The organism is Streptomyces sp. NPDC034086, from assembly GCF_055575515.1.
This window is the reverse complement of the sequence record NZ_JBVISM010000012.1, coordinates 56,056-76,738: the sequence shown is the minus strand read 5'-3', so window position 1 is coordinate 76,738 and position 20,683 is coordinate 56,056. Positions and strand designations below refer to the sequence as shown.

The window sequence follows — 20,683 nt, the reverse complement described above, 5'->3', positions numbered from 1 at the left end:
CTAGGTATCCGGAGCAGGCCCATCCACCGATTTACCACCTCCCCGGTTCGTCCGGGCCCGTACGCGCGCGGTCAGCGGCACAGGGCGACGACGGCCGGATCCACCACCCCGTGGGCCGCCTCGCACAGACGGCTCATGTCGTACGAACGCCCCGGCGCGGGACGGGGCGCGGGGCGTGCGGGCCGTCGCTCGCGCGGCTTCGCGGCGGGGGCGCGGCGCGTCGCGGGGCGGGCGGGCCGGGCGGGGGCGGCCCGGCGGGGCGGGCGGTCGTCGGAGCGGTGTCCGGGGCGGCGCGGGGCGGCGGGCCGCTCGGGGGCACCGGCGGGGGCCGCGGCCCCGGCGGGCGGCGACGGCACCGCCACCGGATCCGGCGCCGGTCCCAGGGGCAGGCCCTCCGCCGCGGGCGGGCGGGGCGCCCACCCGCTCGGAGCGGGCGGTTTCCCGGGTCCCCGTACGGTCACGCACCCGGTGGCCAGCACCAGCAGGGCGAGCACCAGGGGCAGGGACAGGGCGAGGGGCAGGGTCCGGTGCGACGGCATCCGCCCACCCTGCCGCAAGGGGGCGCCGGCGGTCGCGCCCGCTCACACGGACGGGTGAGCGTACGTGGTCGGACCAGCCGCTTTCACACCGCCGGTCCGCAGCACGGACCGTAGCGAGACGGGCGTAACACCGCAATAAGGAGGCACGCCGCGGTGGAACGGTCACCGCGCGTGCCCGGATGCCCGCCGTAACCCCCCGGCCCGGGCCGCTGTTGCACAGGCGGCTGGTCCACCCACGGTGAACGGAGTACCGATGCCGCAGCTGACCGACGACCCCGGACGTGCGGGCACCTGGATGACCCCGGCCGAGTACGGGGCCTCCCGCGCCGCGCTCTGGACCGGGGCGACGGTCCTCGTCACCGACGCCGACGGCCGGGTCCTCGTCCAGACGGTCGACTACCGTACGGACCGGCTGCTGCCGGGCGGCGCCGTGGACGCGGGCGAGGCGCCCTCGGCGGCCGCGGCCCGCGAGGTGCGCGAGGAACTCGGCGTCGACGGCCACTATCCGCGCGGGCTCGCCGTCGACTGGATCCCCGCGGACACCCCCGGCATCCCGCCCGAGATGCGCTTCCCCGGCGAGATCCTGCACGTCTACGACGGCGGCACCTGGACCGCGGAGCGCATCCGCTCCGTACGCCTGCCCGCCCAGGAGATCACCGGCATCGACTTCGCCGAACCCGCCGACCTGCCCGCCCTGATGGACCCGGGCGACGCCCGCCGCGCCCTGTCCGCCCTCCGCGCCCGGATCAACGGGGCCGGCCCCGCCCTGCTGGAGGACGGCCGCCCCACCACCCCCACCGCACTGGACCGCCTCGGGGTCCTGCGCGGCCGGCGCACCCCGCAGCACGGCACCTGGCATCCGGGCCCCGTCCCCGCCCGGCTGCCCGTACGGGACCACGCCGGCTGGCTCTTCGCCCCCGACGGGCGGGTGCTGCTGCTCATCGCCCGCGCGACCGGCGCCGCGCACCTGCCGGCCCCGGACGCGGAGCCCGCCGTCGGGGCGGTGCCGCTCGGCTACCGGTACGCCGACCGGGGCGCCCTGGCCCGCACGGCGGCGCGGCTCACGGGGGTGTCCCCGGCCGCGGACCCGGCGTACGCCCGGCTGCTGGCCACTCCGGAGCAGGTGCGGGAGCTCAGCGACTGGGGCCCGGCCGGGTGGCAGGAGCTCGCCGCCGTGCACGCCGCCCGCGCCCACCTCGGCCTGCCCGCCGCCCTGCGCACGCCGCCCGTGGAACTGCCCGAGCAGGGACTGCGCTGGTGAGGGACCGGGCCCGCCAATGCCGGGCCCGCGGCGGCAGGTCCCGCAGCATGGGGCCATGACCGACAGCGTGATCGACTACACCGTCTACATCCAGGCCGACCCCGACCGGGTCTGGCAGGCCCTCACCGACCCGGCCTACACCCGCCGCTACTGGGGGCTGACCTTCGAGACGGACTGGGCGGTGGGCTCGACGATGGACTGGGTCGAGCGCGGGGCCCGTACCAGCGACCCCGAGCAGGTGGTCCTGGACTGCGTCCCGGACCGCCGGCTCTCCTACACCTGGCACACCTTCAGCGCCGCGTGGGCGGCCTCCGCCGGGATCACCGAGGAGCTGCGGGCCGAGCTGGCGGGCGAGCCGCGCACCAGGGTGACGTACGAGATCGAGCCGGTCGGGGACACCCTCGCCCGGCTCACCGTCCGTCACGAGGGGTTCGCCCCGGGAGGCACCCTCATCGGCATGTGCTCCGCCGCCTGGCCGATGCTCGTCTCCAGCCTCAAGACCCTCCTGGAGACCGGTGCCCCGCTGCCCGAGCCGGAGCCCGGGCCGCCCGGCCCGGGCCGGTGACCGCCGCCGGGGCGGCGCGGCCTGTCGCACGGCCACCGCCGGTGCGACCGTCGCGGACCCGTCGGCCGACCCCCGCCCCGGCCCCGCGCACGGCGGTCGTGTGGAATGTGTGCCATGGGCAGCCCAGAACACCAGATGCGCCGCACGCCGTCGGCCGGCCCGGCGACGACGGCCCGGCCCCCGCAGCAGGCGGTGCCGGCCGACCGATGGCGGTACGCCCGCCACCTCGACGGGCTCGCCGCCGCCGGGGCGGCCGGCGTGGCGGGGGAGGCCGCGGCGGTGGCCGAGGTCCTGCGCGACCGCGACCCGGTGATGGCGCAGAGCGCTGTGGTGACCCACCTGGACCGCCGGGCCGTACGGCTGCGGCCCGGCACCGCCTTCCACGACTGGGCCCGCGCCCTGCACCGCGTGCTCGACGGCCACGCGTTCCCCGCCCGGCGACTGCGCGAGTGGACCCTGCTGAAGGCCATCGAGGCCGGCGGCGAGTGGTCGCGGGCGGAGCTGGCCGCCGCCTCGGACTGGTGCCAGCGCACCGCGGCCCGCTCGCCCGCCCCCGACGAGGCGCTGGCCCTGCTGGCCGCCTCCGGCCGGACCCGTGGCGTACGCAACGCCGCGGCCCGGCGACTGCACCGGCGCGCCACCGCCTGAAGCGGAAACGATCAGCGCGGGAGAAGTCTCGCCATACGCCTGTTCGCGGGTTTATGGTCTGCCTACCTGGCCGGGTATCAGCGCCGAACCGTTGCCATTCCGCTGGAGGATGACTCTCCGTGTCGCACGTTTCACAGGCTCCCGTCACCACCCCCGACGCCGAGCCCGTACCCCCCGTCCCCACCTCCTTCGACGAGGTGAAGGGCTGGTTCTCGGCGCATGACCAGGTCCTCTTCGACTGGTTCCTGACCCGCCAGAACGAGGCCGCGCCCGTGGCCGGCGACCTCCTGGAACTGGGCGCCTTCATGGGCAAGAGCGCGATCTTCCTGGGCGGGTACCTGCGTGACGGGGAGGAGTTCACCGTCTGCGACCTCTTCGACTCGCCCGCCCCCGACGACTTCAACCTGGAGGAGGTGCGGGACTCGTACCCCACCCTCACCCGCCGCGGGTTCGAGACGAACTACCTCGCCTTCCACCGGGCGCTCCCCACGGTCATCCAGGCCCCGACGTCCGTCGTCGCCGAGAAGGTGCGCCCCGGCAGCTGCCGCTTCGTCCACATCGACGCCTCCCACCTGCACGAGCACGTCGTCCAGGACATAGCCTCGTCGCGGATCGTCGCGGCACCGGACGCCGTGGTGGTCTTCGACGACTACCGCTCCGCCCACTGCCCGGGCGTCGCCGCCGCCGTCTGGGCCGCCGTGGCCACCGGCGAGCTGCACCCGATCGCCGTGTCCGCCTCGAAGCTGTACGCGACCTGGGGCGACCCGGAGCCGCAGCGGGCGGCGCTGCTCGGCTGGCTGGAGGGCCGCACCGACCTGTGGCACGGAGTCGACGTCATCCACGGCAAGCCGCTGGTGCGCATCGGCGACGAGGGCGCCCCGGTGGCGCCCGCCCCGAAGCCGCTGAACCCGCCGGTCCCCGGACCGGCCGCCGCCCCTGCCCCGGCCGCCGCGCGGCCCGCACCCCGGCCGGGGGCGCGCTGGCGCAGGCTGGCCAAGGACCTGCTCCCGCCGCTGGTCACCCGCGCCATCGTGGCCCGGCGGCGCCGCGCCCGGGCCTGACGCCCGCGCCGTTCACGGTGTCCGGCGGGCCGCCGCCGGACGTCCCCGTTCTCCGGAGGGCCGCTCAGAGGCCCTTGCGGACCCTGGCCGCCCGGCGGGCCTCGGCGGCCTGACGCGCCTCGATGGTCTTGCGGGACTCCTTGCCCTTGCCCGGGCGGCCCGGGCGGGTGCCGATGCCCCGGAAGCCGAGCTCGGAGCCGCTCGGGCGGCCCTTGGCGTCGGTCGGCAGCGCCCCGGACAGCGGGACTCCGGAAGGCCTGCGCGCGCCGGTGATCCGGCTCAGCGCCGCCTCGCCGGAGCGCACCTGGGTGATGGTGGGCCGGATCTTGGCGTCGGCCATCAGGCGCACCATGTCGCGCCGCTGGTTGGGGGTGACCAGGGTGACCACCCTGCCGGACTCGCCGGCCCGCGCGGTGCGCCCGCCGCGGTGCAGGTAGTCCTTGCTGTCGGCCGGCGGGTCCACGTTGACCACGAGGTCGAGGTCGTCGATGTGGATGCCCCGGGCGGCCACGTTCGTCGCGACGAGGACCGTGACCAGCCCGTCCTTGAACTGGCCGAGGGTCCGGGTGCGCTGCGGCTGGGACTTGCCGCTGTGCAGTCCCTCCGCCCGCACGCCCATCGCCCGCAGGTGCTTCACGAACTGGTCCACGCCGTGCTTGGTGTCCAGGAACATGAGCACCCGGCCTTCTCGGGCGGCGATCTCGGTCGCCGCCGAGACCTTGTCCGCCGCGTGGATGTGCAGCACGTGGTGGTCCATCGTGCCGACCGAGGCCGACTGCGGGTCCACGGAGTGCGAGACCGGGTCCTTCAGGTAGCGGCGCACGAGCTGGTCGACGTTGCGGTCCAGGGTCGCGGAGAACAGCATGCGCTGTCCGGCGTGGTGCACCTGGTCCAGGATCTCCGTGACCTGCGGCATGAACCCCATGTCGCACATCTGGTCGGCCTCGTCCAGCACGGTGATCCGTACCCGCTCCAGGTGCACGTCCCGGCGTCCGACCAGGTCGCTGAGGCGTCCGGGCGTGGCGACCACGACCTCCGCGCCGGTGCGCAGGGCGCTGGTCTGGCGGCCGATGGAGAGCCCGCCGACGACGGTGGCCATGCGCAGCCGCAGGGCCTGCGCGTACGGGGTCAGGGCCTCGGTCACCTGCTGCGCCAGTTCCCGCGTGGGTACGAGGACCAGCGCGAGCGGCCGCTTGGGGTCGGCCTGCCGGCCGGCCGTGCGGGCCAGCAGGGCCAGGCCGAAGGCGAGGGTCTTGCCGGACCCGGTGCGGCCGCGGCCGAGGATGTCCCGGCCCGCGAGGGAGTTGGGCAGGGTGGCCGCCTGGATGGGGAAGGGCTCGCGCACCTCCTGCTCGGCCATGGTCCTCACCAGCTCAGGGGGCAGCCCGAGTTCGTCGAACGAGGCCACCGGGGGCAGGGCCGGGGTGGTGGTCCGCGGCATGGCGAACTCGCCCTGCGGACCGACGGTCCGGGGGGCCTTGCCGCCTGCGGCTCCCGGCTTGGAGCCTGCCTTCGCCCCGGCCTTGATGCCGAAACGCCCGTGAGCTGACGGGTTCTTCATGCAGAACCTTCCGTGAGGAGAGTGAGGCCCTCGGGGTCCGCACCGGATGAACGGCGACGAGCCGGGGTCCGTACCCCTCGGTACGGTCCCCGGCTCGTCGTACGCGTCCGCCCGGGCCGCAAGCGCCCCGCGCCTCAAGTTTCCCGGCCATTTTACCAGCCGGTCACCGGCCCGGCCGGGGGTCGAGCTCCCCGGACCGCACCTGGGCGAGGTGGGCCCGCATCTCGACCGTCGCCCGCGCGAACCAGTCGGCGATCACGGCGGTCTCGTCGGGGGTGTACTCGGCGAACACGGCCGCGAGCCGGTCGTAGAAGGGCTGGTAGGTGGCGATGACCCGGGCGGCGGCCTCGGGGTCGGCCACCACCCGTACCCGCCGGCGGTCGGCCGGATCGGGCTGCCGGCGGGCGTACCCGGCCCGCTCGAGGCGGTTCAGCACGCCGGTGACGGCGCCGGTGGTGAGGTTCACCAGTCCGGCGAGGTCGCCGGCGGAGAGGGGCTCGTCGCAGGCGGCCAGGATGTGGGCGAGGCAGGTCAGGTCGGTGACGTTGATCCCGAGCAGCTGGGCCACCTCCTGCTGGCCGATGAGGCCCAGGGCCACGTACTGGTCCATGCGCGCGATCGCCTCCCCGGCCGTGGCCGCGGGGCGGGGCTTGCCGTGCACCGACACACTCCTTAGTATCTAAGTTACTTAGCTCGTGAGATAAATGATCCTGCTCCGAGCGTACTGCCGCCTGCCCTTCGAAGGGGAATCATGAGCGCCCACGGCGACGTCGACCTCGGCCACACGGTGGCCGGCTGGACCGGTACCACCCTGGCCCTGATGGGCTGCGCCGGAGCGGGCGCCGCCCTGTGCGCGGCCTGGACGCCCGGCATCTGGCTGGGCCTCGGCCTGGTCGTGGCCGCGGGGCCGGCGACCTGGCTCCTGCACCTCGCCGGCTGGGGCAAGCCGAGCGGCCCCCGCCCGCGCGAGGCCCGGGACTGGCGGACCCGGGACACCGCCGCCCGGAACGGGCACGCCGGCTGCCTGGGCTGCCGGGCCGCCGGCGGTCCCCGCCGCGCCGCGGGGGCGTCCGCGCGACGCCCCGCCGTCGCCCGCCCGTCCGCCGCTCCACTGCCCGCCACCGACGGCGACGCCTGACCCGGCCCCCGGTTGGCCGCGCCCGGTTGGCCCCGCCCCGCGTGTGGCCCGCGGGGCGGACGGGCAGGATCGAGACGGCCGCGGGCAAGCGGTCCCAGCGGAACGTTGAGAAGGATCAGTACCGATGGCAACTGGCACCGTGAAGTGGTTCAACTCGGAGAAGGGGTTCGGCTTCATCCAGCAGGACGACGGCGGCCCCGACGTGTTCGTGCACTTCTCCGCGATCGAGGGGACGGGCTTCAAGTCCCTGGAGGAGAACGCCCGCGTCTCGTACGACGTCACCCAGGGGCCGAAGGGCCCGCAGGCGGAGCGCGTCGTACCCGAATAGCGCCGCCGCCCGAGCAGGACCACCGGCCCCGCGGTTCCCGCCGGCCACAGAGCCCCCTCCGGTCGGCCGGAGGGGGCTCACCGCGGGGGAGGCCCGGTTCGCCGGCTCAGCCCCCCGAGGCGTCCTCGGCTCCCCCCGAGGCGCCCCCGCCGTCCGCACGGTCCCTGCCGCCTACGTCGTTCCTGTCGTCCCCGTCGGCCTCCCGCACGGTGATCGCCGAGACCGGACAGGCGCGCGCGGCCTCCCGGACCAGCGGGCTGCCGTGGCCGTCCGCGCGCCCGGGGAGCACCTCGCCGAAACCGTCGTCGTCCTGGGTGAAGACCCCCGGCGCGGTCAGCACGCACTGGCCGGCGCCGATGCACAGGCCCTGGTCGACGGCGACCCGCACCGCGCTCACCACGTCACCGGCAGTTCGATCATGCCCTGGATGGTGTCGCCGGGCTTGAACGGGATCCGGTCGGGATCGGCCGCCAGGCGCAGGCCCGGCAGCCGCTCGAACAGGGTCCCGAGGGCGATCTCCATCTCGGCCCGGGCCAGGTTCTGCCCCAGGCACTGGTGGATGCCGAAACCGAAGGCCAGGTGGTGCCGGGCCGGGCGGTGCCAGTCGAGCCTGTCGGGGTCGGTGAACACCGCCTCGTCACGGTTGATCACCGAGGTGGAGAAGACCACCCCGTCGTCCGGCCGGATCGTCACCCCGCCGATCTCGATCTCCCGCGTGGCCACCCGCAGCATGCCGTCCGCGATCGACAGGTACCGCATCAGCTCCTCCACCGCCTCCGGCATCAGGGAGGGGTCGGACCGCAGCTCGGCCAGCTGCTCCGGGTGCCGCAGCAGGGTGAAGGTGCCGAGCGAGATCATGTTCGCCGTGGTCTCGTGACCCGCGATCAGCAGCACCGCCGCCAGCGACACCAGCTCCTCGACATCGGTCTCGCCCGCCTCCAGCCGGGTCGCGACCAGCTCGTCCAGCAGCCCCTCGCCCGGATCGGCGCGCTTGCGCCGGATCAGGGCCTCCAGATAGGCGTCGAGCCGCCCCCGGGCGTCCTCCACGTCGCTGGTCGCGGGGCCGCGCAGCAGCCGCCGCGACTGCTCCTCGAAGAACTCGTGGTCCGCGTACGGGACCCCGAGCAGCGCACAGATCACCATGGACGGCACCGGCAGCGCGAAGTCGCCCACCAGCTCGGCCCCGGGACCCCGGGCCTCCATCGCGTCGATCAGCCGGTCCACGGTCTCCTGGATCCGGGGCCGCAGGGCGGCCGTCCGCTTGACCGAGAAGCTCGGGATCAGCATCCGGCGCTGCGCGTTGTGCTCGGGATCGTCCACCCCGAGCAGGGCCGTACGCCGGTTCTGCAGCCCCTTGAACCGCGGGGTGGGCGCGGGGAAGGCCTCCCTCGTGCGGTCCGTGGACAACCGCCCGTCGGAGAGCAGCGCCCGCGCCTCGGCGTGACCGGTGACCACCCATACGGAGCGGCCGTCGAAGAGGGTGACCCGGGAGAGCGGCCGCCCCTCCCGGAGCGGCCGGTAGGCGGCCGGCGGGTGGTAGGGGCAGGTTCGGTCCTGCGGGAAGGCAACGGCATCGGACATGGAAAGCAACACCTCGCAAGCGATGGTTCCGTCTCGCCGGACTCCATTACATGCCTGAGGCACCTATCCCACCTATGCCACTTTCGGCCAGCCTGCCCGCGTTCACCCGTCGGCGCGGCCGGGGGCCGCCGGTCCCGGCCTCCCCGCCCCGCCCGGAAGCCGGACCGAGGGGTGCGCGGACTACAGGTGTGTGTCCAGGAAGGCGCGGAGTTCCGCCCTCCCCATCGGGCCCTCATGCGTCGCCACCGCCTCGCCGGACCGCAGCAGGACCACGGTCGGGGCCCCCGTCACCCCGTAACGCCGCACCGTTCCGGGACAGCGCGTGATGTCGGCGCGCACGGCCGTGAACCGCGCCCCGTACTCCTGGCCCCCCGCCAGCTCCGCGACGACGGACTCCAGCTCCCGGCAGGCCTCGACGGCCTTGGGCCAGGTGCCCGTGAAGCAGGCGAGGACCGGGCCCGGCGCCATGGCGGCGATGAAGTCGAATTCCTGGTCCTCCAGCGGCCGGTGTACCCGACTGGCCATGGGCGGTGCTCCTCGGTTCGCGTCTGACGGGACCGCCAGCCTAGGCCCTGCGCCCGGACCGCCCGTTGTCAGTGGCGGCTGTGAAGCTGGGCGCATGGACGACAGGATGCCGCGCCGCCGCGTCTACGGCGCCGACCACGAAGACCCCGACCCGGGCCCGCGCCCCGGCCACGTCTACGGCGAGCTCGTGGGCGGTCCCCTCGACGGGCTCCTCCTCGACGTCACCGGCTGGAGCGCCCGGCGGCTCGCCGAAGAGGCCCGGCTGCCCACCGAGATAGGCCGCTACGGCCCCGGGGGCCGCGCCCACTACCGCCGCCGTCCTTCGGACCCCGGGCGCTGGGACTGGTCGGGGGACAGCCGGTAGCGCCGCCCGCGCCTCCCGCCGCGGCCCGGCGAGACGGCGCAGGCGAGCCCCCGGACCGCCGACGTGTGCCCGGGGGCTCTGCCCCTTCCTTCGGCCGCCGGAGCGCGACCGGATGCGGAGGGGAGGCACCCGGTGGCCGGTTCCGCGGAATCTCCGAAGAATTCTCCGGAGGGCTGTCGATCCGGGCGCCTCCCGTTCGACGCAGAGGTGAGGGACGGGGAAGGCCCCCGCCCCACGACCGAGGAGCCACCATGCCGCGCTTCCTGACGCTGATCCGCATCGACGAGCGGTCCCTGACCCCCGACACCCCCTTCCCGCCGGACTTCGAGCAGCGCATGGGCGCCCTCATGGAGGAGATCACCAAGGCCGGGGTGATGCTCGACACCGCCGGTCTCCTCCCCACCTCCGAGGGGACCCGGGTCACCTGGTCCGGCGGGAGGACCAGCTTCACCGACGGCCCCTTCACCGAGACCAAGGAGGTCATCGGCGGATACGCCTTCCTCCAGTGCGGGGACAAGGCGGAGGCCCTCGAGTGGACCAGGCGGTTCCTGGAGACCCACCCGGCGGAATGGACCGTCGGCGCCGAGGTCCGCGAGGTCCGGGAGATGTGACCCGGCCGCGGCCCGCGCCCCCGCCCGCCCGACGCCGCGTTTGCCCCGCCCCGTCACGGCTGCTCTGATGGGTGGCCGTGACGGCAGTGAGCGCGGCCCGGGCGGTCGAGACGGTGTTCAGGATCGAGTCCGCGCGGATCATCGCCGGCGTCACCCGCATCGTGCGGGACGTCGGGATCGCCGAGGAGATCGCACAGGACGCGCTGGTCGCCGCCCTGGAGCAGTGGCCGCTCTCCGGGATCCCCGACCGGCCCGGCGCCTGGCTCATGGCCACCGCCCGGCACCGGGCCGTCGACCTCGTCCGCCGCAGGGAGACCTACGCGCGCAAGCTCGCGGAGGTCGGCCGGACCCTGGAGGACGTACCGCCCCCCGACGAGCCCGCGGGACCCGACGACATCGACGACGACCTGCTGCGCCTGGTCTTCACCGCCTGCCACCCGGTGCTGGGCACCGACGCCCGCGTCGCGCTCACCCTGCGCCTGGTGGCCGGTCTGACCACCCAGGAGATCGCCCGGGCCTTCCTGACCTCCGAGCCGACGGTCGCCCAGCGCCTCGTCCGCGCCAAGCGGGCCCTCGCCAAGGCCCGGGTGCCCTTCGAAGTCCCCTACGGCGCCGACCGGGAGCAGCGGCTCGCCTCCGTGCTCGAGGTCATCTACCTCGTCTTCAACGAGGGGTACTCGGCCACCGCCGGCGACGGCCTGCTGCGTCCCGCCCTCTGCGAGGACGCCCTGCGCCTGGCCCGCGTACTCGCCGCGCTGATGCCCGGCGAACCCGAGGTCCACGGACTCGCCGCGCTGCTGGAGTTCCAGTCCTCCCGCACGGCCACCCGTACCGGCCCCGACGGCGAGCCGGTGCTGCTCGCCGACCAGAACCGCGCCGGATGGAACCGGCTGCTCATCCGGCGCGGGGTGGAGGCCCTGCACCGGGCGGGCAGCGGCCCCTACTCCCTCCAGGCCGCCATCGCCGGCTGCCACGCGGCGGCCGCGCGCTACGAGGACACCGACTGGCGGTCCATCGCCGCCCTCTACGGGAGACTCGCCGAGCTGGTCCCCTCCCCGGTGGTCGAGCTGAACCGGGCGGTCGCCGTCTCCATGGCCGACGGCCCCGCCGCCGCCCTGCCGCTGGTCGACGCGCTCGCCGGCGAACCGGCCCTGCGCTCCTACCACCTGCTGCCGAGCGTACGGGGAGACCTGCTGGAGCGGCTCGGGCGCGGCCCGGAGGCCCGCGCCGAGTTCGAGAGGGCGGCCGCCCTCACCCGCAACGCCCGCGAGCGGGAGCTCCTGCTGGGCCGTGCCGCCGCCCTCCGGGAGGTCAGCCCCTGACGCGGACCGCCTGCGGTTCGGGCCGCCGGGGCGCCGTGAGCGCGACGGGCCTGCGGAACCCGCCGGTGCGCGCCACGCTCTGCACGGTCAGCCGCAGCGCCTCCTGGAAGTCGCCCATCGTGCGGCGGGCGGCCGGGGTGTCCACGTACAGCGAGTTCATGTGGAGCCCGTCCGCGTCGCGCTGGAACCACGAGCAGGTGCCGTTGGCCCGTGCCGACCACACGTGCGCGGCGGGCCGCCACTCGTCGTGCCGGTCGGCGCCCCGGCAGCGGCGCATGTCGATGTACGAGAAGAAGTTCACCGGGTACGGCCACGAGCGGCCCGCGAACTCCTCCGGCGCCAGCAGCTGCCACGCCCGTACGAACGGCACGTCGAGGTGGCGCATCATCTCGGTGAACCCCGCCCGGACCTCGCCCATGACCTGGACGAAGTCCTTGCCGGGCGAGGCGTCGAACTCGATCGGCAGGGTGTTGACGAACCAGCCCACCGAGTTGTTCCAGTCCTCCCGACCCCGCTCGCTGACGGGCATGAACCCCCGGTACACCCCGGGCCCGCCCGCCTCCCTCAGACACACGCCCACCGAGCCGAGCAGACCCATGAAGGGCTTGCCGCCGGCCCCGCGGCACACCTTCTCGAACACCTCGGTCTCGGCGGCGTCCAGCAGCGTGGACGCCTCGTTGACGATCGGGTACATCCGGTCCGGCTCCACGCCCAGGTCCAGCGGGAAACGGGGGAAGAACTCCCCGCCGCGGGCCGTGAACGACTTCCAGTAGTCCAGGCGCGCGTCGTCCGCGTCGATCGACAGGTAGCGGCGGCGCTGCGCGTCGGCGAAGTCCAGATAGCTCGGCGCGGGCGGCAGCGCGGCCCGCTCCCCGCGGCGCAGCGCCTCGTAGGAGGTCAGCACGTCGTGGACGACCACGGGCATCGACATGCCGTCGCAGACGATGTGGTCGAAGGCGAGGTACACCGTGGCGGAGTCCGGGCGCAGCACCGCGCCCATCGTGAACAGCGGCCACGACAGGGTGTCGATGCTCCGGGTGAACCGTTCCGAGAGGAACTCGCGCATCGGCTCCGCGGAGTCGAAGGTGGCGACGTGACGCGCCTCCAGGGAGAGGGCGCCGGCCGCCAGCGGTTCGCAGGACAGCTCCCCGGCGAGCCGGCGGAACTCGCAGCGGAGCACCTCGTGCCGCCGTACGAAGTCCAGCAGGGCCCCGGCCAGCGCCGCTTCGTCGAGGGCGCCCTCGATCTCGAAGGTGACGGCCACCCAGGACGCCATGGGATCGTCGTCCGCGCGGCTCTCCTCGGCGACGGTGAAGTGCTTGTCCTGGTTGAAGGACGCCTTCTTGCCCCCCTCGTCACCCCGGTCCGGGCCCTGTGGTCCGGCCGTGGCCCGCAACCGCCACTCGACCAGGCGCCCCGGCTCCATGTGGTGCATCTGCAGAGGAAACTGCCGCATACGTCATCCCTTCGCCCCCCGGTTCAGCCCCGAGCCCCTAACGAGACCCGGGCCGGTGAAGTGACGCCCGAACCCGGCGCGCGCCGGAACGGCGGAGCCGTCCGGCCCGGTCGCGGAGCTCTCGCCGGCGGAGGGGCCGGCGCGGACCGTGCCGGGCTGCTGGTAGAACCGGCGCATGGCATACAGATTCACAGCCCGCTCGGTGGCTGCCGAGACCGACGTCGACGGCGAGATGCAGGCGGGGGTCGCGGAGGCGGACGAGGACGAGGGATTCTTCCTCCTGGTCACGTGCCCTGTCGGTGAGCCGTCCGCACAGGACGTCGCGCTCGGGCACGACACCTACCGCGTGATGACCCCCGACGCGTGCACGGCCTACGGCTGTGTCCGCGAGGTGATCCTGACGGACGGCCTGCTCACGGTGTCGCTGGATCCCGACTGCCTGGACGACCTGGAGCTGGACGAGGCGGAGATCGAGGCGGTGCTCGACGTGCCGACAGAGGGCATCGACGCCATGCGCGAGGTCCTCGCGAGGGTGCTGGCCTTCGGACGCGAGGAGGACCGGCCCCGGCTCATCGGTCTCCCGGGCTGATCCGCCGTGGACCGGGCATGGCCGGACCACCGGACCGGCGGCCTCCGGCTCCCCTCCGCCTGAGGCGGCCGCTTCCTCCGGCGGTGCGGAGCCGGCCCTGCCCGGCGAGCCGGGACACGGTGCTGCCGGCCACCCGCCGCACCGGGCTCAAGGGGCTTCCCGCCGCCCGGTGGCGGTCCCGGCGGGGTCGTCCGCGTCGTCGCGGCGGACCTCGATGCGGTCGGCGGCCAGGTCGACCGCCACGCGGTGCTCCATGCCCAACGCCTCCAGGAACTTCTGGGGGAGCTGCACCCGGCCGGTGCGGTCCAGCATCACGTACTCGCGCTCGCTGACGGACTCCGTGCCGTGCTCGTCGGTGACCGTGCGCCGCAGCACCTTGCTGCTGGTGCGGCCGTCGCGGATGGCCACGGTACGGCGGACCTCGCCCGCCACCATCGGGTCGTGGGTCACGATGACCACGGTCGCGCCCAGTTCCCGGTTCACGGTGCGGAAGGCCTCGAAGACGGCGGCCCCCGTCTCGGAGTCCAGCTCGCCGGTCGGCTCGTCGGCGAGCAGCACCGCCGGGTCGTTGGCCATGGCCACGGCGATGGCCACCCGCTGCTGCTGGCCGCCGGACAGCTCGGCGGGCCGCCGGCCGCCGAGGCCGCCGATCCCCAGGGCCTCCAGCAGCTCCGCGACCCGGACCGCCTGCCGTGCCCGCGCCCTCCGGCCGCCGCCGCGCAACTGCATGGGCAGCGCGACGTTCTGGGCGGCCGTCAGGAACGGCAGCAGGTTGCGGGCCGTCTGCTGCCAGACGAAGCCCACCGTCTCGCGCCGGTACCGCAGCCGGTCGCGGGCGGACATCTCCAGCAGGTCGTAGCCGCCGACGGTGGCGGTGCCCGCCGTCGGCACGTCCAGCCCCGCCAGGATGTTCAGCAGGGTGGACTTGCCGCTGCCGGAGGCCCCGACCAGGGCCACCAGGTCGCCCTGGTCCACCGTCAGCTCCAGCCCCTGCAAGGCCTGCACCTCGACGCCGTCGCTCGTGAAGATCCGGACGAGGCGGTCGCAGACGATGGCGGTCCCGGCCGCGTGCCGGCGCGGCTCGGCGGCGGCCAGGGCCTGGTGCCGCAGTTCCTCGTACGTGGGCGCTTCGGTGTTCAACGTCGGTCTCCCGCTCTCAACTCGGTGGTGATCTGACGCCGGCCGTTCACCGCCGCCTCCGCGAGCACGGCCACGATCACCAGCCCCGCCAGGCCCAGCGCCTGCACGAACACCGGCCGCAGGCCGAGCCCCAGACCGGCCGGCACGGGCGCGCCGACCAGCGTCGTCAGGTCGAGCGACGGCCCCAGCAGGACGATCGCGGCGACCGCCGTCAGAGCGCCGCCCAGCGGGGCCGCCAGCACCTGCGGCAGCGACTCCGTCAGCAGGAGCACCACCCCCTGCCGGGGCCGCAGGCCCATGGTCCGCAGCCGGGCCAGCAGCGCGGCCCGCTCCGGGGCGGCCCGGACCAGGGTCAGCAGCACGGACAGCAGGGCGAAGCCCGCCGCCGCGGCCAGGGAGGTCCAGAACAGCCGCCCGGCCGCCTTCTGGAGGGGGTCGCCGGCGAACTTCGCCGCCACCGCGGAGCTGGTCCGTACGAAGGTCCGCTCGGCGTCCGCCGCCGGGGCGTGGGCGCGGACCAGTTCCCGCAGCCGGTCCTCGTCCACCGTGCCCAGGGCGAACCAGTGGTTGGGGCGCGCCGCCCCGGGCACCCGCGCGGTGACCGGCCCGGCCGGCATCACGACGACCGCCGCCTCCACGGACGGCTCCGCCGGGGTCCCCTCGACCAGACCGACCGGCCGCGCCCGCAGCTCCGCACCGTCCGCGACGCGGATCCGGAACTCGCCCCCGGAACCCTTCCCGGCGAGGTTCGCGCTGACCAGTACCGGGACGGGAGCGTCCGCTGCGCCGCCGGCCAGCCGGGCCGGGTCGAAGCGGCCCCGTCCCGCGGCCGCGGACAGCGCCGCGTAGGCCGCCGGGTCGGCGACCACCGCCCTGACCCGCGTGCCGATCAGGTCCTCCGACATCAGCAGGGCGTCCCGGTCGGTCCACACCCCGAGCGAGGTGCGCACCCCGGGCAGCGCGTCCGCCGCCCGCAGGAACTCCGGCGTCAGCTGCTCCCGGGGCGGCGCCGCCACGTGGGCGTCGCCCCCGACGTCGCCCCGCGCCGCCTGGAGGCGGGCCCCGTCCACGGAGGCCAGTACGGCCGACCCGAACCCGCCCGTGGTCACCGCCAGCAGCAGCGCGATCAGGGGCAGTACGGAGGGACGCGCGCCCGTCGCGTTCCCCCGGGCGGCGCGCGCGAGCCCGAGGAAGCCGGTCAGGCCGCGCCCGCGCCCCGCCGCCCGGGCCGCCAGCCGCGCCAGCGGGGGCTGGATCCGGGCCAGCAGCAGGCCCCCGCACAGCGCCAGCAGCAGCGGCGCGGCGACGAGCAGCGGGTCCAGCCCGGCTCCGGCGGGGGCGACCCCGCGCCGGCGGACCTCGGCCACGGCGGCGGCGGTGGCGGCCGGCACCAGCAGCTCCGCCACCAGCCTGCGCCGCGGTGCGGCCGGGCGCGGGCCCGACAGGAGCACGAAGGCCCGTACCGGAAAGGCCAGCAGGGCCGCGAGCGCGACGGCCCCGGCCGAGAGCAGGCCGGGCGCCGGCCGGGGGGTCGGCTGCAGCAGCATCCCGAGGGCGGCGGCGAGGACGGCGGCGGGCAGCACGGTGACGGCGCCCTCGCCCAGCAGCCGGCGCAGGACACCCCGGCGGGAGCCGCCCCGCGCGAGCAGCAGGGCCAGTTCGGCCCGCCGCCGGTCACCGGTGAGCCCGGCGGCCAGGCAGAACACCACGAGGGCGACGCCCGCCACCCCGGCGGGCCCGATCGCGGCGAGCGGGGCGGCGGCCTGCCGGCGGGCCTCGGCGGCGGCGAGCAGTTCCGGCAGCTCGGAGGTGATCCGCAGGTCGGGGTGGCCGGTCTCGGTGATCAGGCGGTTGGCGGTGGGACCGGCCACGTACGAGGCGATCTGCTCGGCGGCCCCGGACTGCCGGTCGGCGCGCAGGGCGCCGGTGTCCACCGGCAGCCGCCAGAAGTCCGTCGCGCGCGTGCCCCAGCCCGCCAGCCGGCCGATCCCCTCGGGGCCGACCAGGGCGGACGTCTCCCACCAGGACTTCTCCTGCTTCTCGTCCCACTTGAGGCAGGCTTCCAGGAGGCAGCTGGTGGCGGTGTCGCTCCAGTAGACGCCGGCCGGGTCGTCCGGGGCGAACAGGCCGACGACCTCGATGCTCATCGGCGAGGCGATGCCCGAGGAGCCCTCCAGCACCGATCCCACCCTGGCGCCGATGCTGTCGGCGGCACTCTTGGACAGGACGACCGGGACGGTTCCCTCGCCGCCGCCTCCGGAGGGCCAGCGCCCCTCGACCAGCCGGCTGTGGGAGGCGATCTGCGGCAGGTGCAGCAGGCCCAGGCCAGGTGCGATGTCCGAGGGGCGGGCGAGCCCGGGGCCCGTCAGGGAGCGCGGGTCCTTCGCGCGCACCCCGTACACGGGACCGGAGTCCGCCAGACGGTAACCCGGCCCGACGGCGGCGCGCAGGGCGGCCAGCGAGGAGTCCAGGAAGGCCGGGAGGTCCCCGCTCCGCGCGGTCTGGGCGTTGGCGACCAGGCTGGTCGCGGCCGGGCCCTGCTCGGCCAGGTAGGCGCGCAGGGCCTGGTCGGCGCCCCGGTCGAGGGCCCGCGGCAGCGCGGTGGCCAGCAGGACGGAGACGAAGACCAGCACGGCCGACAGGAGCGTGGCCAGCGGGGCGGCGCGCAGCCGGATCCGCACCCAGCCCGCCCCGCCGCCCCGCCCGGGCGCGGCGGGGCGGCGGTCGGTGGTCGGGCCGGTCATATCTCCTCCACGTGGCGCAGGCGGGCGGCGGCGCCCCGGGACGTGCGGTCGCCGCGGCCGCCGAGCACCGCCGACAGCAGCGGCACCGCCGCGATGGCGGCGGCCAGCAACAGGGTCCGCAGGGCCGGCAGATCGGCCAGGACCTGCGGTACCGGGCGCTGCGCGGCGGGGGTGAGCACCATCAGCGGCACCGTCAGGTGCACGATGGCCGTGCCCACCGCCAGCCCCACCCCGGTCCCGAGCGCGACGAGGACCAGGCCCTCGGCCGAAGCGGCCCGGGCCAGGCCCCGGCGGGGCGCCCCGAGGGCCAGGAGGATCGCGGACTCCCGGGCCCGCTGTCGCGCGGCGGCCGCCGCGGCGGCGGCGAAACCGATGGCGGCCAGCACCGCGCAGGACAGGGCGAGGGCGGCCAGCGCCAGGCGGGGGCCGGCGCTCAGCGGGTCGTCCAGCAGCCCGGCGGCCACTTCCTCGCGCAGCAGCAACCGGTGCGAGCCGGCGCCCGCGCGCAGTTCGGCGGCGGCCCGGCCGGGCGCGGGGTCCGACGCGGAGGCCGCGGGCAGCCACCACTCGTCGGCGCCGGGCAGGGACCGCCCGTCGGTCGCGGCGAGCAGCCGGCCCGCGGCGGCGACGTCGACGGCCACCGCGCGGTCGCCGGACGCGGGCAGGGCTCCGACGGCCGCGGTGATCCGTACGGGGACGGTGGCCGAGCCCAGCGGCACCGGGACCCGGTCGCCGACCCGGGCCCCGACGGCGGTGAGATAGGCGCGGGTGGCGACGCCCGGCACCTCGGCGGCGGCCCGCCCGCCGGTGGTGACGCCGAAGGCGTGACTGCCCACGGCGGCACCCGTGTACCGCAGCCGCAGCAGGTCCCCCTCGGCCGGCAGCAGCCGGGCGGCCGGGTTCCCGTCCGCCGCCGGGACCACCAGGTTCCAGGCGGGTGCGGCGGCCTGGACGGGGACGGCGGGGCCGCCCGCCGTCTCCGTGACCGAGATCCGGCGCAACGCCACCTCCGCGTCGACCGGCGACCCGGCGTCCGGCCGGCTGGACCAGCCGGTCTCGGTGCCGTACGACAGGGCGAGCCCCGCGACGGACAGGGGTGCGGCGGCCGCGCCGAGCGGGGCCCCGGCCAGCGCCGCGACGTCCACGGACAGGGTGCCCCCGCCGGTATCCGGCAGCGCCTGGACCGGCGCCCGGTAGGTGAGCCCGAACCGGTCGCGCAGCAGTACGCCCAGCCGGGCGCCGCCGCTCGCGCCGAAGGCCCGTACCGACACGTCCAGGTCGATCCGCTGCGGCCGGCCCGGCAGCACGATGCCGGTGCCGCCCGGGGCGCCGGCCGCCAGCGGGGCGAACAGTTCCGCCATCGGGCGCCCGTCCCGCAGGTCGGCGCGCAGCGGCACCCGCCGGGCGACGGCGGCGGCGTCCAGCGCGAGCAGTTCCCCCTCGGTGCCGCCCGGCAGCCCGTGGGCCGAGCGCACCACCGGGATCGCCCGGTCGCCGCCCGGCAGGGACGCGTACCGGCCCGCCCGGCCGGGGGCGGGCAGCTCGCTGCCGGTGACGCGCAGTCCGCCGGCGGTGGCGAACTCCGCCTGGTCGCGCTGCGAGGCGGACCAGGCGGTGTGCTGGCCGAGGGCGAGGACCCCGCTGGACACCGAGAGCACCAGCAGCAGCACCGGCCCGGTGGCCCGTCCGGGGCGCCGGGCGAGCTGCCAGCCCACGAGCGCCGGGCCGAGCCCGCGGCCCCGGGCGGCGATCCGGCCGCCGAGGCGTGCCGCGAACGGCAGCAGCCGCAGCACGAGCAGCGTGCCCGCGCACAGCGCCAGGGTGGGCGCGGCCACCAGGACGGGATCGACACCGAGTGCGCCGCCCGGCCCGGTGCCGGCGCCGCTGTAGCGGTCGAGCTGGCGGTACGCGAGCACGGCCAGCGCCACCGTGGCGAGGTCCAGGCCGGAACGCGCCGCCCCCGACACCACGGCCGCACGGCGCCCGGCCCGCCGCAGCACCGCGGCCGTGGCCCCGCGCAGCACGGCGGGCAGGGAGGTCAGCAGGACGCAGGCGAGGGCGCAGCCCGCCGCGGCCGGCCACAGCAGCCATGCCCCGCCGGTCTCGACGGGGGCCTTGGCCAGCGGTCCGTACCGGCCCGCCAGCCGCAGCAGCGGCGGGGTGAGCAGCGGGGCCAGGACCGCCGAGGGCAGGGCGAGCAGCAGCGCCTCGGCGGCCGACAGCGCCCCGAGCCGGCGGCGGGAGGCGCCGCGCGCGGTGAGCAGGACGCGCTCGGGCTCCTGGCGGTCCGTCAGCAGGTGCGCGACCAGCAGCAGGGCGGCCCCGGCGAGCACGGCCAGCTGGAGCGCCCCGACCAGCAGGGTCGAGCGGGCCACCAGCCGTCCCGTCTCCAGCGCGGCGGTGAAGTCCCGCAGGTCCGTGGTGACGGTCAGGCCGGCGGGGCCCTTGGTGCCGCTCTCAGGTGCCAGGGGGCGCAGGCGGTCGAGGTCGGCGGCCCGGGCGGCGCGGAAGTCGGGGGTCAGCAGCGTGGCGCGGCTGTTCTGCACCAGCGCGGCGCCGGTGAAGGCGGAGTCGTCGACGAGGAGCGGGCCGTAGCTGGTGAAGGAGCCGACCTGCACCCCGCGTCCGCCGAGCGGATCGAGCCGCCAGTACGGCGAGTCCGGCTCGGCCGCCCGGTAGACGCCGGTGACGAGGGCGGTCAGCGGCGCCCCGCCGTAGCGGTCCTCCAGGCGGACCTCGGCCGGCAGTGCCGGGGCGGTCAGCCCGAGCCGGTTCAGCGCGGCCTCGGGCGCGGCCACCGGGACGCGCCCGGGGCGGTCCCCGACCGGCTCGGGCCACTGGCCCGCGAGGAGCCGTACGCGGTCGCGGCCGAGGGAGGCCAGGAGGGTCAGGTCGGGTTCCCGGCCGGGGGTGCGGGGGCCGGGCAGCCCGTAGGAACGGCTGCGCGCCACGCTCTCGGCGCCGACGGGAAGGCCGGCGAACAGGGCGTCCGCGAAACTCCGTACGGCGGCGTCGTCGCCGGCTCGGGCGGCCAGCGCGTGCTCTCCGGTGAGGACGACGGCGGTGCTCGACCTGCCGGCGGGGCCGGTCAGTGCCTGCCGCAGGCCGGAGTCCCCGACGCCGCGGGTGAAGGCCAGCAGCGCGGTCAGCGTGGTCGTGGTGATGAGCGCGGTGAGCAAGACGGCGGCGGCGAGCGGCAGTCGGCCGCGCAACCGGCGCACGACAAAGCCGATCATGTGCCTGTTCCTTC

Annotated in this window: 19 protein-coding genes and 1 pseudogene; 10 read left to right on the top strand and 10 right to left on the bottom strand. The window is 76.2% G+C overall.

What is annotated here, in order from left to right; translation table 11 throughout:
• Positions 1–71: 71 nt before the first annotated feature.
• A complete protein-coding gene (locus ACZ514_RS24465; RefSeq protein ID WP_469125652.1) occupies positions 72–539 on the bottom strand; it encodes a hypothetical protein in 468 nt (155 codons plus the stop codon).
• Between the two features lie 253 nt (positions 540–792).
• On the opposite strand from ACZ514_RS24465, the gene ACZ514_RS24460 reads away from it, so the two are divergent.
• From ACZ514_RS24460 to ACZ514_RS24445, 4 genes are all read left to right on the top strand, one after another.
• Positions 793–1,800: an NUDIX domain-containing protein gene (locus ACZ514_RS24460; RefSeq protein WP_469125651.1), complete on the top strand. Its 1,008-nt coding sequence runs from the start codon at positions 793–795 to the stop codon at positions 1,798–1,800.
• Positions 1,801–1,855: 55 nt separating this feature from the next.
• Positions 1,856–2,365, top strand: a complete 510-nt coding sequence (locus tag ACZ514_RS24455; protein ID WP_468696554.1) for an SRPBCC family protein — start codon at positions 1,856–1,858, stop codon at positions 2,363–2,365.
• A 114-nt stretch (positions 2,366–2,479) separates the two neighbouring features.
• The gene (locus ACZ514_RS24450) at positions 2,480–3,013 is read left to right on the top strand and encodes a hypothetical protein (RefSeq protein ID WP_468166108.1); all 534 of its coding nucleotides are present in this window, start codon (positions 2,480–2,482) and stop codon (positions 3,011–3,013) included.
• Positions 3,014–3,132: 119 nt separating this feature from the next.
• On the top strand, positions 3,133–4,074 hold the full coding sequence (locus ACZ514_RS24445; RefSeq protein ID WP_469125650.1) for a class I SAM-dependent methyltransferase: 942 nt from the start codon (positions 3,133–3,135) through the stop codon (positions 4,072–4,074).
• 64 nt (positions 4,075–4,138) lie between these two features.
• Here the strand turns inward: ACZ514_RS24445 and ACZ514_RS24440 are convergent, their stop codons facing one another.
• Together ACZ514_RS24440 and ACZ514_RS24435 are read right to left on the bottom strand one after the other, a co-directional pair.
• Positions 4,139–5,635, bottom strand: a complete 1,497-nt coding sequence (locus tag ACZ514_RS24440) for a DEAD/DEAH box helicase (protein ID WP_468166112.1) — start codon at positions 5,633–5,635, stop codon at positions 4,139–4,141.
• A 163-nt stretch (positions 5,636–5,798) separates the two neighbouring features.
• A complete protein-coding gene (locus tag ACZ514_RS24435) occupies positions 5,799–6,296 on the bottom strand; it encodes a MarR family transcriptional regulator (RefSeq protein WP_468166115.1) in 498 nt (165 codons plus the stop codon).
• A gap of 90 nt (positions 6,297–6,386) precedes the next feature.
• Here ACZ514_RS24435 and ACZ514_RS24430 point away from each other — a divergent pair, with 90 nt between their 5' ends.
• Both ACZ514_RS24430 and ACZ514_RS24425 read left to right on the top strand, forming a co-directional pair.
• Complete coding sequence (locus ACZ514_RS24430) at positions 6,387–6,773, top strand: HGxxPAAW family protein (protein ID WP_468166117.1); 387 nt, start codon at positions 6,387–6,389, stop codon at positions 6,771–6,773.
• A gap of 124 nt (positions 6,774–6,897) precedes the next feature.
• Entirely contained in the window at positions 6,898–7,101 is a 204-nt protein-coding gene (locus ACZ514_RS24425) for a cold-shock protein (RefSeq protein ID WP_468166119.1), read from the top strand.
• Positions 7,102–7,297: 196 nt separating this feature from the next.
• On the opposite strand, the pseudogene ACZ514_RS24420 reads toward ACZ514_RS24425, so the two are convergent.
• The 3 genes and pseudogenes from ACZ514_RS24420 to ACZ514_RS24410 all read right to left on the bottom strand — a co-directional run.
• A pseudogene (locus ACZ514_RS24420) lies at positions 7,298–7,489 on the bottom strand (ferredoxin); the annotation flags it as partial.
• Between the two features lie 5 nt (positions 7,490–7,494).
• Positions 7,495–8,682 carry a cytochrome P450 gene (locus tag ACZ514_RS24415; RefSeq protein WP_468696565.1) on the bottom strand — a complete coding sequence of 396 codons (1,188 nt, stop codon included), beginning with the start codon at positions 8,680–8,682 and terminating at the stop codon, positions 7,495–7,497.
• A 180-nt stretch (positions 8,683–8,862) separates the two neighbouring features.
• Positions 8,863–9,207 carry a thioredoxin family protein gene (locus ACZ514_RS24410; RefSeq protein WP_469125649.1) on the bottom strand — a complete coding sequence of 115 codons (345 nt, stop codon included), beginning with the start codon at positions 9,205–9,207 and terminating at the stop codon, positions 8,863–8,865.
• Positions 9,208–9,301: 94 nt separating this feature from the next.
• On the opposite strand from ACZ514_RS24410, the gene ACZ514_RS24405 reads away from it, so the two are divergent.
• The 3 genes from ACZ514_RS24405 to ACZ514_RS24395 all read left to right on the top strand — a co-directional run bounded on the left by ACZ514_RS24405 (position 9,302) and on the right by ACZ514_RS24395 (position 11,504).
• Positions 9,302–9,571 carry a hypothetical protein gene (locus ACZ514_RS24405; protein WP_468166126.1) on the top strand — a complete coding sequence of 90 codons (270 nt, stop codon included), beginning with the start codon at positions 9,302–9,304 and terminating at the stop codon, positions 9,569–9,571.
• 251 nt (positions 9,572–9,822) lie between these two features.
• Complete coding sequence (locus ACZ514_RS24400) at positions 9,823–10,182, top strand: YciI family protein (protein WP_468166128.1); 360 nt, start codon at positions 9,823–9,825, stop codon at positions 10,180–10,182.
• A gap of 86 nt (positions 10,183–10,268) precedes the next feature.
• Positions 10,269–11,504 carry an RNA polymerase sigma factor gene (locus ACZ514_RS24395; protein ID WP_469125720.1) on the top strand — a complete coding sequence of 412 codons (1,236 nt, stop codon included), beginning with the start codon at positions 10,269–10,271 and terminating at the stop codon, positions 11,502–11,504.
• Here the strand turns inward: ACZ514_RS24395 and ACZ514_RS24390 are convergent.
• The gene (locus ACZ514_RS24390; RefSeq protein WP_468166131.1) at positions 11,494–12,960 is read right to left on the bottom strand and encodes a condensation domain-containing protein; all 1,467 of its coding nucleotides are present in this window, start codon (positions 12,958–12,960) and stop codon (positions 11,494–11,496) included. The genes ACZ514_RS24395 and ACZ514_RS24390 overlap by 11 nt on opposite strands.
• Before the next feature lie 175 nt (positions 12,961–13,135).
• Here ACZ514_RS24390 and ACZ514_RS24385 point away from each other — a divergent pair, with 175 nt between their 5' ends.
• A complete protein-coding gene (locus ACZ514_RS24385; RefSeq protein WP_469125648.1) occupies positions 13,136–13,549 on the top strand; it encodes an Imm10 family immunity protein in 414 nt (137 codons plus the stop codon).
• Positions 13,550–13,696: 147 nt separating this feature from the next.
• Here ACZ514_RS24385 and ACZ514_RS24380 read toward each other — a convergent pair whose 3' ends face one another.
• From ACZ514_RS24380 to ACZ514_RS24370, 3 genes are read right to left on the bottom strand one after another with little or no spacing between them, the layout of a single operon-like run.
• On the bottom strand, positions 13,697–14,689 hold the full coding sequence (locus ACZ514_RS24380; protein ID WP_469125647.1) for an ABC transporter ATP-binding protein: 993 nt from the start codon (positions 14,687–14,689) through the stop codon (positions 13,697–13,699).
• Positions 14,686–17,433, bottom strand: a complete 2,748-nt coding sequence (locus ACZ514_RS24375; protein WP_469125646.1) for a thioesterase domain-containing protein — start codon at positions 17,431–17,433, stop codon at positions 14,686–14,688. Before ACZ514_RS24375 ends, ACZ514_RS24380 begins: the two co-directional genes overlap by 4 nt.
• Positions 17,430–20,669, bottom strand: a complete 3,240-nt coding sequence (locus tag ACZ514_RS24370) for an FtsX-like permease family protein (protein WP_469125645.1) — start codon at positions 20,667–20,669, stop codon at positions 17,430–17,432. The genes ACZ514_RS24375 and ACZ514_RS24370 overlap by 4 nt, the downstream gene beginning before the upstream one ends.
• Positions 20,670–20,683 lie beyond the last annotated feature (14 nt).

What these genes read in the sequence shown, in the direction of transcription:
- ACZ514_RS24405 (WP_468166126.1), top strand. Translation starts at nt 9,302, where the DNA reads ATGGACGACAGGATGCCGCGCCGCCGCGTCTACGGCGCCGACCACGAA.
- ACZ514_RS24410 (WP_469125649.1), bottom strand. Translation starts at nt 9,207, where the DNA reads ATGGCCAGTCGGGTACACCGGCCGCTGGAGGACCAGGAATTCGACTTC.
- ACZ514_RS24415 (WP_468696565.1), bottom strand. Translation starts at nt 8,682, where the DNA reads ATGTCCGATGCCGTTGCCTTCCCGCAGGACCGAACCTGCCCCTACCAC.
- ACZ514_RS24450 (WP_468166108.1), top strand. Translation starts at nt 2,480, where the DNA reads ATGGGCAGCCCAGAACACCAGATGCGCCGCACGCCGTCGGCCGGCCCG.
- ACZ514_RS24460 (WP_469125651.1), top strand. Translation starts at nt 793, where the DNA reads ATGCCGCAGCTGACCGACGACCCCGGACGTGCGGGCACCTGGATGACC.
- ACZ514_RS24440 (WP_468166112.1), bottom strand. Translation starts at nt 5,635, where the DNA reads ATGAAGAACCCGTCAGCTCACGGGCGTTTCGGCATCAAGGCCGGGGCG.
- ACZ514_RS24370 (WP_469125645.1), bottom strand. Translation starts at nt 20,669, where the DNA reads ATGATCGGCTTTGTCGTGCGCCGGTTGCGCGGCCGACTGCCGCTCGCC.
- ACZ514_RS24425 (WP_468166119.1), top strand. Translation starts at nt 6,898, where the DNA reads ATGGCAACTGGCACCGTGAAGTGGTTCAACTCGGAGAAGGGGTTCGGC.
- ACZ514_RS24390 (WP_468166131.1), bottom strand. Translation starts at nt 12,960, where the DNA reads ATGCGGCAGTTTCCTCTGCAGATGCACCACATGGAGCCGGGGCGCCTG.
- ACZ514_RS24430 (WP_468166117.1), top strand. Translation starts at nt 6,387, where the DNA reads ATGAGCGCCCACGGCGACGTCGACCTCGGCCACACGGTGGCCGGCTGG.
- ACZ514_RS24385 (WP_469125648.1), top strand. Translation starts at nt 13,136, where the DNA reads ATGGCATACAGATTCACAGCCCGCTCGGTGGCTGCCGAGACCGACGTC.
- ACZ514_RS24375 (WP_469125646.1), bottom strand. Translation starts at nt 17,433, where the DNA reads ATGACCGGCCCGACCACCGACCGCCGCCCCGCCGCGCCCGGGCGGGGC.
- ACZ514_RS24400 (WP_468166128.1), top strand. Translation starts at nt 9,823, where the DNA reads ATGCCGCGCTTCCTGACGCTGATCCGCATCGACGAGCGGTCCCTGACC.
- ACZ514_RS24465 (WP_469125652.1), bottom strand. Translation starts at nt 539, where the DNA reads ATGCCGTCGCACCGGACCCTGCCCCTCGCCCTGTCCCTGCCCCTGGTG.
- ACZ514_RS24455 (WP_468696554.1), top strand. Translation starts at nt 1,856, where the DNA reads ATGACCGACAGCGTGATCGACTACACCGTCTACATCCAGGCCGACCCC.